This window comes from Pedobacter sp. 05T44, from assembly GCF_056395985.1.
This window is the reverse complement of the sequence record NZ_JBFTKO010000004.1, coordinates 65,580-80,764: the sequence shown is the minus strand read 5'-3', so window position 1 is coordinate 80,764 and position 15,185 is coordinate 65,580. Positions and strand designations below refer to the sequence as shown.

The window sequence follows — 15,185 nt, the reverse complement described above, 5'->3', positions numbered from 1 at the left end:
TTATGAGAAAGATTATCGCTATTGTTTGTGCTATTCCTGTTCTTTTAGCAGGATGTTCCTCTGATTGTATACAGGATTCGGGTAAACACATTGTTAAAGATGCTGTTGTAAAGAATTTTGATCAGATAAAAATTACCGGGGCCATTAAACTTGTGATCAAACAAGATAGTTCTTATGCTATAAAAATTGATGCAGATTCTAGTATTGTTAACATGGTAAGAACAGATGTGAGCAGTGGAGAACTGAGGGTGAAACTGGACGATGGAATATATTGTGGTACAGACTCTGTAGTTGTTTATGCAGGTATTGGTGAATTGAAAAAGCTAAATACAGTAGGAGCTGTTAAGGTTGTTGGCGATGGCCGTATTTATGCAACAGATGTTGATTTGAAACTCGAAGGTACATCTGATGTTTCTCTGGACCTGAGTGCGTCTAAATTAACCACCAGGATTGATGGGATTGGTAAACTTGCGCTGACCGGGCAAACCGGTGTACACAATTTAACAGCTAAGGGAACATCAACTGTTAATGCATTTGATTTTGTAGCAGGTATTTACGATATAAATATCGATGGAACCGGAAAGGCCAACATAAATGTGCTGAACGATCTGAAAATTAAAACGGCAGGCTCAAGTGAGGTGTATTATAAAGGGAACCCGAAAAACGTTGATGAGAAAAAATCAGGAGCTACTAAATTGGAGAAAGTAAATTAATACTGAATACTGTTTTTTAGCTACTTTAGTACCTCATTTAATACATGGAACAAAAAAACGATAAAAAAGTCATCCGCTCGTGGGCGTTCTTTGACTGGGCTAATTCAGCATATAATCTAGTTATTACTTCTACCATTTTTCCGGCTTATTATACCATAATAACTACCACTCAGGAACATGGTGATAAGGTTTCCTTTTTTGGAAGAACTTTTACCAATACGGCCTTGTCTAACTATGCCTTATCTGTGGCCTATCTGATAATGGCTTTGCTGTTGCCTATTCTTTCGTCAATTGCAGATTACAGGGGCAACAAAAAGATTTTCATGAAAATCTTTACCTACATAGGTGGTATTGCCTGCATGGGATTGTACTTTTTTAAGCTCGATACGCTGGAACTGGGCATCATCTGTTTTGCTATAGCTGCCATGGGATACATAGGAGGGGTGTTGTTTAATAACTCATACCTCCCAGAAATAGCTACTGTAGATCAGCAGGATGCGGTAAGTGCAAAAGGTTTTGCTTATGGTTATGTAGGTAGTGTTTTGCTTCAGATCATTTGCTTTGTTTTTGTACTGAAACCGGAACTGTTTGGCATTACAGATTTATCATTTCCGCCAAGGTTATCATTCTTGCTGGTGGGTATATGGTGGATTGCTTTTGCACAGATTCCGTTTAAAAAGCTTCCTGCAGGTAGTCCAAATTATTCGTCGATTAATAAGAGCGTAGTAAGAAGTGGTTTCCAGGAATTGTCTAAAGTTTGGAACCAGTTACGCCATATGAAAGTGCTTAAAATGTTTTTATTGGCATTTTTCTTTTATTCAATGGGTGTACAAACCATTATGCTCGCCGCTGCGGGTTTTGGAGAAAAGACTCTAAAACTGGGAACTTCTAAACTTATTGTAACCATTTTAATTATACAGTTGGTGGCCATATTGGGTGCCATGATGATGTCTTATTTTGCAAAGAAAATTGGAAATGTTCGTGTATTGATCTATGTGGTACTCATTTGGATTGCTACTTGTGTTTGTGCATATTACATCACCAATGAATACCAATTTTATGGATTGGCCGCTATTGTTGGTTTAATTATGGGAGGTATTCAGTCCTTGTCAAGATCAACGTATTCAAAATATTTGCCTGCCAATACCCCTGATACAGCCTCATTCTTTAGCTTTTATGATGTAACCGAAAAGATGGCCATTGTAATTGGTTTGTTTAGTTTTGCTTACATTGAGGAAGTAACGGGGAATATGCGGAACTCCATAATAGCTTTGGCATCATTTTTTATAATTGGTTTGGTGTTTTTGGTGGTATTAAAAAGCGTTGAAAAGAGATCTGTTTTATAAATGCTTAACGTAAATGCTTGACGTTATAGCTTTAAAATAAATGCGTGGTAATGCTCGTTTTAACTTAAATAAAATGGTCACTTTTGACTTAAATAGTAGAGAATATAATATTAATGAAAGTAGAATTATTTGTACCCTGTTTCGTAGACCAGTTATATCCGGAAACGGCATTTAATACCATAAAGTTATTGGAGAAGGCTGGTTGTGAGGTGTTCTATAATTCTAATCAGACCTGCTGCGGTCAACCTGCTTATAATGCGGGCTATTGGGAGCAGGCAAAGGAAACGGGCACTAAGTTCCTTAGTGATTTTTCGGAAACAGATTATATAGTAGCTCCATCCGCATCATGTGTAGGTATGGTTAAAAGTGGTTATAGTGATCTTTTTACCAACACTACCGTGCATAACAAATGTAGGAATATCCAATCCAATATCTTTGAGCTTTCAGATTTTCTGGTAAACGTTCTTAAAAGAGACTATTTTGGGGCAGAGCTGGATGGAAAGGCTGTTTATCATGATTCTTGTAGCGGACTACGCGAATGCAAAATCAAAGAAGAACCAAGGCTACTTTTGTCTAAAGTACACGGATTGGAAATGGTAGAGATGAAGGATACTGATATGTGTTGTGGCTTTGGTGGTACATTCGCAGTTAAGTTTGATGCCATTTCATCGGCAATGGCTGAGCAGAAGGTGAATAATGCTTTGGAGCAAGGTGCTGAATATGTGATTTCTACAGATTTATCATGCCTGATGCATTTACAGGGTTACATCGACAAAAATAATATTCCGCTTAAAACGATGCATTTAGCCGATGTATTGGCAAATGGATGGTTAGAAAGTACGGAATATTAGTTAACTTTGTAATTCAGAATCACATTGTAGGTGATTTATAACACAAATTTTATTAATTTTTAAATCATAGTTGTAGATGATTAACATTACACTGCCTGATGGCTCTAGCCGTCAGTACGAAAAGGGCACAACTGCCCATCAAATTGCATTATCAATTTCTGAGGGTTTAGCCCGCAATGTTTTAGCCGCCGAAGTTAACGGAGAAGTTTGGGATTCATCCAGACCGATAGAGTCTGATGCTTCTTTAAAACTACTAACATGGAATGATACAGCAGGTAAAGCTACTTTCTGGCATTCATCGGCCCACATTATGGCCGAGGCATTGGAAGCATTGTACCCTGGTACAAAATTTGGTATCGGTCCAGCTATTGAAACCGGATTTTACTATGATGTAGATTTTGGCGACAGAGAGTTTTCTTCTGATGACTTTAAAGCTATCGAAGCAAAAATCATTGAACTGGCAAAACAGAAAGAGGTTTTTGTTAGAGAATCAGTTTCAAAAGCTGATGCAGTTAAGTATTTTACTGAAAAGGGAGACGAATATAAGTTAGATCTTATTGATGGCCTTGAAGATGGTAAAATCACTTTTTATACTCAGGGACAATTTACCGATTTATGTCGTGGCCCACATATTCCTAATACAGGGTTTATTAAAGCTGTTAAGTTGATGAATGTTGCCGGCGCTTATTGGCGTGGTGACGAAACTAAAAAACAGCTTACACGTATTTATGGTGTTACTTTCCCTAAAGCAAGTGAACTTACTGAATATCTTCATATGATTGAAGAAGCTAAGAAAAGAGATCACAGAAAGTTAGGTAAGGAGCTTGAACTATTTGCTTTTTCTGAAAAAGTAGGCATGGGATTGCCATTGTGGTTACCAAAAGGTGCAGCATTGCGCGAGCGTTTGGTGCAGTTTTTAACAAAAGCACAAGGTAAGGCAGGGTATGAGCAGGTTGTAACTCCACATATTGGCCATAAGAATTTATACATTACTTCGGGTCACTATGAGAAATACGGTAAAGATGCATTTCAGCCAATAAAGACACCGCAGGAAGGAGAGGAGTTTTTCCTTAAACCGATGAACTGCCCGCACCATTGCGAGATTTATAAAGTGAAACCACGTTCGTATAAAGATCTTCCTTTGCGTTTTGCTGAGTTTGGAACTGTATATCGCTATGAGCAAAGTGGAGAACTGCATGGTTTAACAAGGGTTCGTGGATTTACTCAGGATGATGCACATTTGTTTTGTCGCCCAGACCAGGTGAAAGAGGAATTTAAAAAGGTAATTGATCTTGTACTATACGTATTTAAATCATTGGGTTTCAATGATTATATCGCTCAGGTTTCTTTAAGAGATCCTGAAAACAGAGCAAAATACATTGGTAGCGATGAGAACTGGCATCTGGCAGAAACTGCAATTATTGAGGCTGCTGCAGAAAAAGGTTTACCAACAGTTGTGGAATACGGCGAAGCAGCATTTTATGGCCCGAAATTAGATTTCATGGTTAAGGATGCATTGGGTAGAAAATGGCAGCTTGGAACTATTCAGGTTGATTATAATTTACCTGAGCGCTTTGAGTTGGAATATACTGGCAGCGATAATCAAAAACACAGACCAGTAATGATCCATAGGGCTCCATTTGGTTCTCTTGAGCGTTTTATCGCAGTTTTGATTGAACATTGTGCTGGTAATTTCCCATTATGGCTTTCTCCTGAACAATTTATTATTCTTCCTATCTCAGAAAAGTATGAAGAATATGCAAAAAAAGTTTCAGATGAACTAAATAATTCCGATATTCGCGGGCTGATTGACTTTCGTGATGAGAAGATTGGAAGGAAAATCAGAGACGCAGAGGTTAAAAAAATACCTTATATGTTGATTATTGGTGAGAAGGAAATGGCTGAAGGAAAGGTTTCTGTAAGGAAACATGGCGAAGGCGATTTAGGTGAAATGACCCTGCAAGAGTTTAGTGAATTATTAATTAAAGAAATAACAGTTTAAATAAGATACAAATTTGGCATTAGGCAGACCAGGATTTAATAGGGGACCACGTCCTCCTTTTAAGAAAAAAGAAGCAGAACATAATATTAATCAGTTTATCAGGGCACAAGAGGTAAGATTAGCTGGAGATAATGTTGAACCGGGGATCTATCCTTTGGCAAAAGCTTTGGCCCTTGCCGATGAGTTAGAATTGGATTTAGTGGAGATTTCTCCGAATGCAGTTCCTCCAGTATGTAGAATAATCGATTACAGCAAGTTTGTTTACGAGCAAAAGAAAAAGCAGAAAGAGATTAAAGCTAACGCTAAACAAACTGTTATTAAGGAGATTAGATTCGGACCTAACACTAACGATCATGATTTTCAATTTAAACTAAAGCATGCTGTTAGTTTCCTTGAAAATGGTGAGAAAGTTAGAGCTTATGTTCACTTTAAAGGTAGAGCAATCGTTTATAAAGAACAGGGAGAGATTCTTCTTCTTAAATTTGCTCAGGCTCTTGAAGACATAGGTAAGGTAGAATTGCTACCTAAATTAGAGGGTAAGCGTATGTTTTTAACACTTGCTCCAAAAGTTGCTAAGAAATAAATAAATTACATATAATAAAAACAGGTTATGCCAAAAATGAAAACCAATTCCAGTGCTAAAAAGCGTTTTTCGCTTACTGGAACAGGTAAAATCGCAAGAAAGAACGCATACAAAAGCCACATCTTAACAAAGATGTCGACTAAACGTAAGCGTAACTTAGGTCAAACATCAATGGTGTCTGATGCTGATATGGGCAACGTTAAACGTATGCTTGCAATCGGTAAATAATTAAATTTTTAACCAGGTAACCGGTAGTAAGTTTGCTGTAATACGCAACACCGTTTATCAAAAACAACAAAAACATGCCACGTTCGGTAAACGCAGTAGCTTCGAGAAGAAGAAGGAAAAAAGTCCTAAATTTAGCCAAAGGCTATTGGGGATCAAGAAGCAAGGTTTTCACCATTGCTAAAAATACGGTAGAAAAAGGTTTGCAATATGCATACCGTGACCGTAAAGTTAAGAAAAGAGAATTTCGTGGATTGTGGATTCAACGTATCAACGCTGGAGCACGTCAACACGGTATATCTTACTCTCAATTAATTGGTAAATTAGCCACTAAAAATATCGGTTTAAACCGTAAAGTTTTAGCTGACTTAGCTATGAACCATCCAGAAGCTTTTAAAGCTGTAATTGATGCAGTAAAATAGATATAACTTAAGTTATAAAAAAAGGGAGCTATTAGCTCCCTTTTTTTATGTCGTATATTTTATAAGTTAATGTGCTGACCGGCAGTGATGATATGTTCTTTGTCGATTCGACTCATAAAAGGAACTTTTCCAATTACCTTAACCCCGCTATAGTTCTGGATGTAATTTTCTGTCTCCGCATTTGCAGGGCCGTTGAATATTAGCCCCTCTACAGAGATCTGGTTTGCTTTAAGGACTTCTAGCGTAAGTAAGGTATGGTTAATGCTACCAAGGTAGTTCTGAGAAACTACAATAACCTTTGCATCAAGTGATTTGATCAGGTCGCATATAAGTTCCTTATCGTTCAATGGTACCATTAAACCTCCCGCGCCTTCAATAATCAGACTGTTATCCGTTATCGGTTTTTTTATAGAATCAGTGGTAATGTGAACACCATCTATTTTGGCCGACAAGTGGGGAGAAAGTGGCTGGCCGAGTCTGTATCGTTCAGGGTGTATAACTGTTTTGGTATTGCTTATCAGGTTTCCAACAAATAAGCTATCGCTTATTTCCAGATCCCCTGACTGAATGGGCTTCCAATAATCTGCCTGTAGTTTTTCTGTTAATATTGAGCTTACAATTGTTTTACCAATACCGGTTCCTATTCCGGTAATAAAATATGTATTATTCATGTTCTTTTAATAATATGAGTTGGTCTACAAGCATCTTAATCTCTTCATCGGTATTAAACAGATGTAAGCATATCCTTAGCCGCTCTTTGCCTTCTGCAACGGTAGGGCTTAAGATAGCACGAACATCTATACCTTTATTTTGTAATGTTTCGGCAGCAAATTTAGCTTTTTGGTTGCTGTTGTATATAATAGTTTGTATTGTACTTGGGCTTGGTTGAATATCCTGAATGCCCGAGTTGCTAATTAAGCGTGAATACAAAGCTATTTTCTCTGCAATTAATGGGCGGTAATCTGTATCAGTCAGCATTTGGTAAGCACTTCTTATAGCTGCAATAGCATGAATAGGAGCTGCTGTAGAGTAGATGAAGGAACGTGCAAAATTGATGAGGTAGTTGCGTAATGCACGGCTTCCTAATACAATTGCCCCATGGCAGCCCAATGCTTTGCCAAAAGCAACGATGCGTGCAAATACTTTATTTTCCAGGCCCGCCTGCTGTACTAACCCCCGTCCATAATTCCCAAAAATACCCAAAGCATGCGCTTCATCAACAATCAGGTTTGCCTCATATCTTTCACACAGGTTATTTATTTCAGTAAGTGGCGCAACGTCACCGTCCATAGAATAAACACTTTCTACAACCACATAAACATTTCCTTTTGCAACTTTTAGTTTGGCTTCAAGGTCGTTAAGATTGTTATGTTTAAAGGAATATCGGTTGGCATGAGTTAGTCGGGCACCATCTATAAGACTGGCATGAATCAATTCATCAGATATAATGGTATCGCCGCGCTGTGCTAAGCTTGAAATAAGACCTACGTTGGCATCGTATCCAGAATTAAAGACAAGACCATTTTCTGCATTATGGAAGTCAGCAATAAAAGCTTCAGTCTCTTCAGTAAAAGCATGATTGCCACTTAGCAAACGAGAACCTGCAGCGCCATTACCATAATGTGGCATATGCAATAAAGTCTCATTGATTGCATTTTTTAATTGAGGCGATCTTGCAAAGCCCAGATAATCATTAGAGCAAAAATCAACAGGGAAAATCTTTGCAGATAATTTCCTTAATGAGCCTTTTTCTGTTCTGTTGAGTAGCCTTTCGTTTATGAATTGCTCAGCTTTATTCATTTAGTGCTGTTCTGGGGCGTATTAGTTTTTGTTTAGCTGTGATATAGATTTTTGCATTTGAGACATCATATTTGTTAGCGTTTCAATAGTAGGTTCAGGTGTAGGGTCGGGCAGGGTAGATGAAATATAAGCTTTTGCTTTCCATATTTCAAGAATATCTTCCGCTGCTATGGTATAAGGATCATATACTTTATTGTCTGAGATTAACTTCAGTTCTTTGTTTTCTTTAAAGCGGTTGCCGGCTCTTTTATAAACCACACCTTCATTCTTGCTCACAATAACATAGGTTTCGCCAGTTTTTACATCATTCCAGTTATCCATATATTCCCCTAATATTACGCTTCCCGATTGGATAGGTAACATAGAATCGCCAACGATTTCGAAAGCTCTGAACGTTCCTTGTTTTAGGAAGGGCAATGGCAATTGAAATTTGGGAAGGTCTTTAATATACTGTGGATCTGCGAAGCCATTTAAATATCCGGCGCTAGCTTTAACAGGAACCATCTCGATGTTCTCATTGTCGTCTTTGTCGACAGATATACTTAGTATCCTAAGGTTCGAACCCTGGCTTTTTGGTTTGGGTTTCCAGCTGTCGTTTATATTTTCATTGATAAATTCATCTATAGTCAGTTCAAAATATTCTGCTATTTTCTTTAGTAAATCATATTTTGGTTCCGCTCTGTCCTCTTCGTAAGCACCAATCAATGATCTTTTAATTTCCATTGCATCAGCGAATTGCTGCTGTGTGTGGCCTTTTTTCTTTCTTAAGTACTTAAGGTTGGATGAAATATTTGACATAAAATAAAAATTTAAAATTTATTTGTTTTTACTAAAATAGTTAGTATTATTGTGCCAATAAAGTTAGTATTATTTATTTGAATATCCAAAAGGAGTACTAATTAATTTAGTTAATAATAATTTAAGCTTAAGGCCATGAAAAAGTTCGTATACATTGTAACAGACAGAAACCGTACTAGTTTACACGTTGGAATGAGTTCTGATTTAATTAAGACGCTGGATTTCTACAAGCAAATGCCTTGCTTGTTTTTTGATAGCAGTCAACAACTTACCAGATTGGTGTATTTTGAAGAATTTAAAACAGAAGCACAGGCTTTAAGCAGATTTAAAATAATGAGCAGATTCACCAGGATGCAAAAGGAGCGGGTTGTGAGGTCATGTAATCCTGATTGGGTAGATTTAACGATAGGGTTGGATTTTGAGCATATCATTTCCAGCAAGAAGCTGATCAATCAGGTTAACCTGCCATTTACTATGTACTCTTAAAACAAAAAAGGCTCGAATAGATATTCTATTCGAGCCTTTTTATACGATCATTAAATAACAGTCTTACCAACCAGGAGCAAATGTTAAACCAAAAACACCGGCTTTAACATCTTTACGTTGGAACGGGAAAGCATAATAAGGTTCCAATACAAAGTAACCAAATACATTCACCCTAACGGAAACACCGGCACTTAGTGCTGGTACTCTTTCAGCAGGTTTGCCGTTTGGCAATAACACACCATTAGGCTGGCTTTTGAAAGATACTTTTGAATCTTCATCCCATGCTAATCCTGCATCAAAGAACAGGTTTAAATCAGTAAATAAAAACTTAGAAGGTATTTGAGCTAACTTTTTAGGGCCTGTAAATGGTAGGCGGACTTCAAAGTTCACTACTGCTATCTTACTTCCAGATAGCTGATTGATATCGAAGTTCCCTCCTAAATCATTACTCTTATACATAGAGTTCGCTTCGTAACCTCTTATTAAATACGGATATCCTGCATACAATGGGTATAGGTTTTCGCCATCTCTTCCAATCCTGATGTAGTTATAAGTTCTGGCTGCAAAGGTGAAAGGTTTAACACGCACATATTTCCTTAAATCAACCGTGATGGCCGAGAAACTGTAATCGCCAAAATATTGCTCGGCTCCAACTCTATATCTAAATCCATCAAGAGGAGAGGTTACCCCCATAATAGAGTTATCGCCAACAAATGATGCATTAGCCTGGAAAATAGTAAATGAATTAAATGGTATACCTAATTCCTGCGAAGCCTGATCTGTTGGTATTTTTTTCTTTTCAGAACCAAGATAGTATGAGCCTGTTTCATCATAATAATTACTTATACGATCTATGCGGTAACTATAACGAGAAAATGCGCCGCCAAGTTCAAACCTATGTACCTTATTAAATGGATATGCACCAAATAACTGCATCTGATCTTCAAATGTCCGTATCAGATTTGTTCTGTCATTTATAACATTTAGCTTACTGCCATCACTCTGATCAATTTGTTCTGCCGCAATGTCTCTAAAACCAGTAATGTATGGGATGTGCGACAATGCAAAACCCCAGTTAATTCTGCTTTGCTGGTTAATATAACCTACAAGGCCACCAAAATCATAGATTTCGCCGTTTACAGACAAGTTGGCTATGATCTGATTTTTACCTAAAATATCGCTGAACATCCCTACAATACCACCCTGAACTCCAGTTCCAAATCTACTGGTTGAAACCCCAACGCCGCTATTGGCCAGATAATCAAGTTTGAACTTTGGTTTGTATGGAACCAGTTTCATGGAATCAGTAAGGGTTTTTTCAAACTTTTCAAAGTTTCCAAGATTAGAATTTACAATGTCAACCCCGGTGTTTTCCATTGGAGGTAATATCGCAGCGTCGAAATTCACTTCATTTACATCAACCGGTCTTGATTTGAAATTGCTGACAGGAGAGTTGTACAAAGTATATCTTTGGTAGCGATAGTAGCTATAAATAATGTCGTCGTTTCTCGAAACTGAAATAGCTGGCGAGAATTCGGTAACACCACTAATACCGGTAAAGTAGTCGGTAAGTTGTTTTGCGGTATTATCGCCAAGATTATATTCATATAAATTCCTGAAACCATCTCTGTTAGATAAGAAGAATAACCTTTTGCTATCGCCAGAGAACTGCGCATTTAAGTTGTTTGCACCAGGGAATACAGGTACATCTGTTAACGACTTACTTTCAATATCATATATTGAAAGGTTGATCGGGTGTACAGCATTGCTGCTGTTTTTCATCATTGAAGCTCTATCTGAGGAAAAAACCAGTTTTTTTCCATCAGGAGAATAACTAGGTGCATAATCAGAATAAGCATCATTGGTAATCGGCGTTACCGTTTTCGTTTTGATATTGTAAGTGAAAATATCGCTCTGTCCCTCAACCATTCCAGAGAATGCAATATCATCTCCATTTGGTGCCCAGGTAAGGTTTCCAAACTGCTCAACATTACCCATATCCGTTCTTAAAGCAACGCTTCCATTGTCAACATTGATCACCATCAATTGGTTTTTACCTTTACTAAAAATACTAAAGGCAAACTGCTTACTATCCGGCGACCAAGCACCTGCAGATTCCAGAAAGTTAAAATCATCAATATGCGAATTGGCTACCTGACTACTTAGCTTTCGCATTATCTTTCCCGTCTTGGCATCCGCTAAAAAGAGATCTATGCCAAATAAGTCTTTTTCTGAAAGGAAGCAGAGGTATTTTCCGTCAGGACTGATTGCAGGAGCCACGTTCATATTTCCCGCATTCTTGTTGTCGATAATTTTTGTACCGCTGATCTTGATCTGAGAACTATCAGACTTTAACATTGGACGGTAATGCGATTCTATCGCATTTTTCCACAGTCCTGATAACGTATTGTCATCATATCCGAAGGTATATTTTAATCCATTCTCATATCCAAATCTTGCTGTGGCTTTAAACAAAGGAACAATAGTCGTATCGCCATAAACAGAACCTACAAAAGTCCAGAATGCTTGTCCGTAACGATACGGAAAGTACTTATTAGAATTGGTAAGGTCTTTTAATGAAGGAATATCTCTGTTTAATAACGCATCCCTCATCCACATTGAGGTAAAAGCATCGGTTTTACCAACAGAAAGATATTCTGCCATACCCTCAATCATCCATAAAGGAATCTGGCTAATGTTTTCCAGACCAATAGAATCTTTCTCAAGCAGGATATGGTATTGAAAAGCGTGAACCAACTCGTGACCTAAAACGTGTCTGGTTTGGTTATTCAGCTCCATTACAGGCATAATTACCCTGTTCTTAAGCGCCTCAGTAACACCGCCTGTACCCACCCCAATTTCACCCTGTAAAGCAGTAGTCTGCTGGAAATCAGGGTGGTTATTGTAAAGGATTATCGGATTCTTTTTAAGGAATGTATCTCTGAAGATCTCCTGATGCATTTTATACCATGTTTCCGCATCCTGTGCGAATTTCTGGATCATCTTTTCATTTTTAAGATAATAATAAAGCTCAAAATGTGGAGTTTGCAGCACCTTAAACTTCTCATTTTTATACCGCACCTTGTTCTGTCCAAAGTATTGAGCCTGAACGGAAACAGCCGATATCATTAGGAAGACCAGCAGTGGAATTAGCCTTCTCAAAAATGTAGAGTTCATGATCATAGTATGACTATTATTGGTTATAATTTATAAATATTAAAAACTACTGTTGTTCGTTTTTCTTTCTCTCTTTTTCTTTTTCCTTTTCTTCCTGCCGCTGCTTTCTCTTTAACTGACGCTCTTCTTTTTTAGTTAGGGGAGCTTCTGTGGCTGGTTGTGGTTTAGCAGGTTCAGGTGTTTTATTTTCTTCGGGCTTAGGAACTACAACATCCTGTTGAACAGGTTGTGTTTCTTCAGTTGCAGGAACATCAAAATTTGTAGAATCTACAGCCATACTGTCGGTACTTGTTGTGTCAACAGTATATCTAGGTGTAGGGCAATCAATATCCCTGGTAATTTTAACTTTCGATTTAGGGAAAGGTCCCATTGTATATCCGGTACTTTGATCCTTATAAACCTTTTCCATAAATTTTGCGAAAATAGGCAGGGCAGTTCTTGAACCTTCACCGGTTTCCCCGTTTTTAAAGTGGGCCGTACGCTCGTCGCAGCCAACCCAAACACCCGTGACCAGATCCTTAGTAACCCCCATATACCAGGCATCAACATAATCAGATGATGTTCCTGTTTTGCCACCAATCTGGTTATTGTTTTTCCATAAATCCCATTCCCAAAGCGCCTGCGAAGTTCCACCAGGTTCTTCCATACCACCTCTAAGCATATACAACATTAACCAGGCTATTTCTTCGGTAAGTGTTCTTTTTGTTTTCGGCTTAAATTCTTCAATCACATTGTCATCCAGGTCAGTAACCTTTTCAACAAGGATCGGCTCTGTTTTGATACCACCATTTAAAAAGGTCCCATAGGCTTTAACCATTTCATAAACAGTTACATCATTTGGCCCAAGGCTCACAGAAGGTACAGATGCCAGGTGACTGTCAATACCACATTCATGTGCCCATTTTACCACGTTTTCCGCTCCTACTTTTTCAGTAACCTGAGCAGTAATGGTGTTTACTGATTTAGCCATGGCCCAGCGCAGCGACATTTCGCGATAGCTATTGCTCCAATCTGCATTTCTTGGCTCCCAATATTCTGTCTTTCCATTTTCCTGGTAAGAGATACGGACAGGTTTGTCTGTAAACTTATCACACGGACTCATTCCTGATTCCAAAGCTGCTAAATAAGCAAATGGTTTAAAGGTAGAACCCGCTTGTCTTTTAGATTGATTTACATGGTCATATTTAAAGAACTTATGATCAATACCACCAACCCAAACTTTAATCTTCCCATTAAATGGATCCATGGTCATCATTCCGGTATTCATTATTTTACCATAATACCTGATGGAATCCATGGTCGAAAAGAGTGTATCTCTATCGCCTTTCCAAGTAAAGATTTTCATTTTCTTTTTCTTGTTGAAATAAGCTTCTACAGAATCAGGAGAATTGCTGAATTTCTTTTGAAGAAGCGCATAAATGGGTAAGTTTTTCTTCGCACGTTCAGGATAATCTACTTTTTTCTTTTCCGAATCTTCCCATGGATCTTCCGTGCCCCAAACGTTATAAAATCTTTTCTGAATAACTTTCATCTGCTCTGAAACAGCTTCCTCTGCATATTTTTGCAGTTTAGAATCTATTGTGGTATAAATTTTCAGACCATCCTCATAAAGGTCATAACCATTATCTTCACACCATTTTTCCAGATACTTATCCACTGCAGCCCTTAGGTAAGAATCGCCGTCACTGCCTTCATCAATACGTCCTTCTTTAAGCTTTATTGGTTTGTTTTTGAAACTATCCAGCTGGGCAGCATTGATGTAATTGTATTTATTCATTTGAGCCAAAGCCACGTTGCGTCTTTCTAATGCTCTATCAGGGTTTTTTATAGGGTTGTATAAGCTGGTACCTTTTAACATACCTACCAATAAGGCCGATTCCGGTATATCCAGTTCGTTTGTCTGCTTATCGAAGTATATTCTTGCAGCTGTTTTTATTCCATAAGCATTGTTCCCAAAAGAAACAGTATTCAGGTACATGGTTATGATGTCGTTTTTGGAATAATTAGATTCCAGTTTAACAGCCGTAAGCCACTCTTTAAGTTTGGGTATAAGCGTCCGCAATAGCGGGATATGACTTAAAAGTCCTTGCGATTTATTGTAACGTGTGCGATAAAGATTTTTTGCCAACTGCTGAGTAATTGTACTGGCACCTCTTTTATCGCCGGTAGCGGTAGATATCCCGCTTGATAATAAGGATCTAAAATCGATGCCCATGTGGCTGTAAAAGCGTACGTCTTCAGTTGCTACAAGTGCATTAATTACACTTGGTGCTATTTCATTAAAATTTACCGGAGTACGGTTTTCTTTGTAATAGCGGCCAATTAATTTGCCGTCGGCTGTGTATAATTCTGAGCCTACACGAAGGGTAGGGGCTTTTATATCTTTAGAGGAAGGAGAATAACCAAATAACCATAAAAAGTTAAGTTGCAACGCACAAAAGAAGATAATGATACAAAAAAGAACTATGCTCGAATAACGGATGTACTTATTGCGAATTTCTTTAAACATGTGATAAAGATGAAAAAAAACGTAAAACTGTTAGTGTTAAATAGTGTTAAAACTTGCAATGCAAATAAACACAATTAATTAATAAACTGGTTGATTTGATATTTCAAGTTGCTTTATTCTATTTAGCGTATAATTGAGAGTGCAAAAAGATTTATAAAACAATTGTTAATCAGGAAAATAAGAACACAAAAACCAGTTTTTAGCATCTGGAATTACTATGAATTTAGGCTTTATGCATCAAAAAACATAAACAAAGATAATAAATTGGGAGCC

At 37.7% G+C, this 15,185-nt stretch carries 13 protein-coding genes; 8 read left to right on the top strand and 5 right to left on the bottom strand.

Annotation, left to right across the window (positions count from 1 at the left end):
- The first annotated feature begins 2 nt into the window (after nucleotides 1–2).
- The 7 genes from AC1DDK_RS09000 (at nucleotide 3) to rplT (ending at nucleotide 6,142) form a co-directional block, all read left to right on the top strand.
- Complete coding sequence (locus AC1DDK_RS09000; protein ID WP_246269722.1) at nucleotides 3–713, top strand: head GIN domain-containing protein; 711 nt, start codon at nucleotides 3–5, stop codon at nucleotides 711–713.
- Nucleotides 714–757: 44 nt separating this feature from the next.
- Nucleotides 758–2,059, top strand: coding sequence for an MFS transporter (locus AC1DDK_RS08995; RefSeq protein ID WP_288883740.1), 1,302 nt, complete (start codon nucleotides 758–760; stop codon nucleotides 2,057–2,059).
- A gap of 113 nt (nucleotides 2,060–2,172) precedes the next feature.
- Nucleotides 2,173–2,910, top strand: a complete 738-nt coding sequence (locus AC1DDK_RS08990) for a (Fe-S)-binding protein (protein WP_172663299.1) — start codon at nucleotides 2,173–2,175, stop codon at nucleotides 2,908–2,910.
- A 76-nt stretch (nucleotides 2,911–2,986) separates the two neighbouring features.
- The gene (gene thrS, locus AC1DDK_RS08985) at nucleotides 2,987–4,912 is read left to right on the top strand and encodes a threonine--tRNA ligase (protein ID WP_172663298.1); all 1,926 of its coding nucleotides are present in this window, start codon (nucleotides 2,987–2,989) and stop codon (nucleotides 4,910–4,912) included.
- A 13-nt stretch (nucleotides 4,913–4,925) separates the two neighbouring features.
- A complete protein-coding gene (gene infC / locus AC1DDK_RS08980; protein ID WP_008238148.1) occupies nucleotides 4,926–5,495 on the top strand; it encodes a translation initiation factor IF-3 in 570 nt (189 codons plus the stop codon).
- Between the two features lie 27 nt (nucleotides 5,496–5,522).
- A complete protein-coding gene (gene rpmI / locus AC1DDK_RS08975) occupies nucleotides 5,523–5,723 on the top strand; it encodes a 50S ribosomal protein L35 (protein ID WP_048905002.1) in 201 nt (66 codons plus the stop codon).
- A gap of 74 nt (nucleotides 5,724–5,797) precedes the next feature.
- Nucleotides 5,798–6,142: a 50S ribosomal protein L20 gene (gene rplT, locus AC1DDK_RS08970; RefSeq protein WP_048905003.1), complete on the top strand. Its 345-nt coding sequence runs from the start codon at nucleotides 5,798–5,800 to the stop codon at nucleotides 6,140–6,142.
- A gap of 59 nt (nucleotides 6,143–6,201) precedes the next feature.
- Here the strand turns inward: rplT and bioD are convergent, their stop codons facing one another.
- The 3 genes from bioD to AC1DDK_RS08955 are packed head-to-tail and all read right to left on the bottom strand — an operon-like array spanning nucleotide 6,202 to nucleotide 8,740.
- A complete protein-coding gene (gene bioD, locus AC1DDK_RS08965; RefSeq protein WP_288883741.1) occupies nucleotides 6,202–6,813 on the bottom strand; it encodes a dethiobiotin synthase in 612 nt (203 codons plus the stop codon).
- Nucleotides 6,806–7,942 carry an aminotransferase class I/II-fold pyridoxal phosphate-dependent enzyme gene (locus tag AC1DDK_RS08960; protein WP_337714878.1) on the bottom strand — a complete coding sequence of 379 codons (1,137 nt, stop codon included), beginning with the start codon at nucleotides 7,940–7,942 and terminating at the stop codon, nucleotides 6,806–6,808. Before AC1DDK_RS08960 ends, bioD begins: the two co-directional genes overlap by 8 nt.
- 21 nt (nucleotides 7,943–7,963) lie before the next feature.
- Nucleotides 7,964–8,740 (bottom strand): XRE family transcriptional regulator, encoded by a 777-nt coding sequence (locus tag AC1DDK_RS08955; RefSeq protein WP_172663295.1) that lies wholly within the window; start codon nucleotides 8,738–8,740, stop codon nucleotides 7,964–7,966.
- A gap of 135 nt (nucleotides 8,741–8,875) precedes the next feature.
- On the opposite strand from AC1DDK_RS08955, the gene AC1DDK_RS08950 reads away from it, so the two are divergent.
- Nucleotides 8,876–9,226: a GIY-YIG nuclease family protein gene (locus AC1DDK_RS08950; RefSeq protein ID WP_172663294.1), complete on the top strand. Its 351-nt coding sequence runs from the start codon at nucleotides 8,876–8,878 to the stop codon at nucleotides 9,224–9,226.
- A 63-nt stretch (nucleotides 9,227–9,289) separates the two neighbouring features.
- Here AC1DDK_RS08950 and AC1DDK_RS08945 read toward each other — a convergent pair whose 3' ends face one another.
- Nucleotides 9,290–12,409 (bottom strand): basic secretory protein-like protein, encoded by a 3,120-nt coding sequence (locus tag AC1DDK_RS08945; protein WP_172663293.1) that lies wholly within the window; start codon nucleotides 12,407–12,409, stop codon nucleotides 9,290–9,292.
- 40 nt (nucleotides 12,410–12,449) lie between these two features.
- Entirely contained in the window at nucleotides 12,450–14,912 is a 2,463-nt protein-coding gene (locus tag AC1DDK_RS08940; RefSeq protein WP_172663292.1) for a penicillin-binding protein 1A, read from the bottom strand.
- Nucleotides 14,913–15,185: the final 273 nt, after the last annotated feature.

Bases quoted from the DNA above. Each gene is read 5' to 3' on its own strand.
- AC1DDK_RS09000 (WP_246269722.1), top strand. From the start codon at position 3: ATGAGAAAGATTATCGCTATTGTTTGTGCTATTCCTGTTCTTTTAGCA.
- AC1DDK_RS08995 (WP_288883740.1), top strand. From the start codon at position 758: ATGGAACAAAAAAACGATAAAAAAGTCATCCGCTCGTGGGCGTTCTTT.
- AC1DDK_RS08990 (WP_172663299.1), top strand. From the start codon at position 2,173: ATGAAAGTAGAATTATTTGTACCCTGTTTCGTAGACCAGTTATATCCG.
- thrS (WP_172663298.1), top strand. From the start codon at position 2,987: ATGATTAACATTACACTGCCTGATGGCTCTAGCCGTCAGTACGAAAAG.
- rpmI (WP_048905002.1), top strand. From the start codon at position 5,523: ATGCCAAAAATGAAAACCAATTCCAGTGCTAAAAAGCGTTTTTCGCTT.
- rplT (WP_048905003.1), top strand. From the start codon at position 5,798: ATGCCACGTTCGGTAAACGCAGTAGCTTCGAGAAGAAGAAGGAAAAAA.
- bioD (WP_288883741.1), bottom strand. From the start codon at position 6,813: ATGAATAATACATATTTTATTACCGGAATAGGAACCGGTATTGGTAAA.
- AC1DDK_RS08960 (WP_337714878.1), bottom strand. From the start codon at position 7,942: ATGAATAAAGCTGAGCAATTCATAAACGAAAGGCTACTCAACAGAACA.
- AC1DDK_RS08955 (WP_172663295.1), bottom strand. From the start codon at position 8,740: ATGTCAAATATTTCATCCAACCTTAAGTACTTAAGAAAGAAAAAAGGC.
- AC1DDK_RS08950 (WP_172663294.1), top strand. From the start codon at position 8,876: ATGAAAAAGTTCGTATACATTGTAACAGACAGAAACCGTACTAGTTTA.
- AC1DDK_RS08945 (WP_172663293.1), bottom strand. From the start codon at position 12,409: ATGATCATGAACTCTACATTTTTGAGAAGGCTAATTCCACTGCTGGTC.
- AC1DDK_RS08940 (WP_172663292.1), bottom strand. From the start codon at position 14,912: ATGTTTAAAGAAATTCGCAATAAGTACATCCGTTATTCGAGCATAGTT.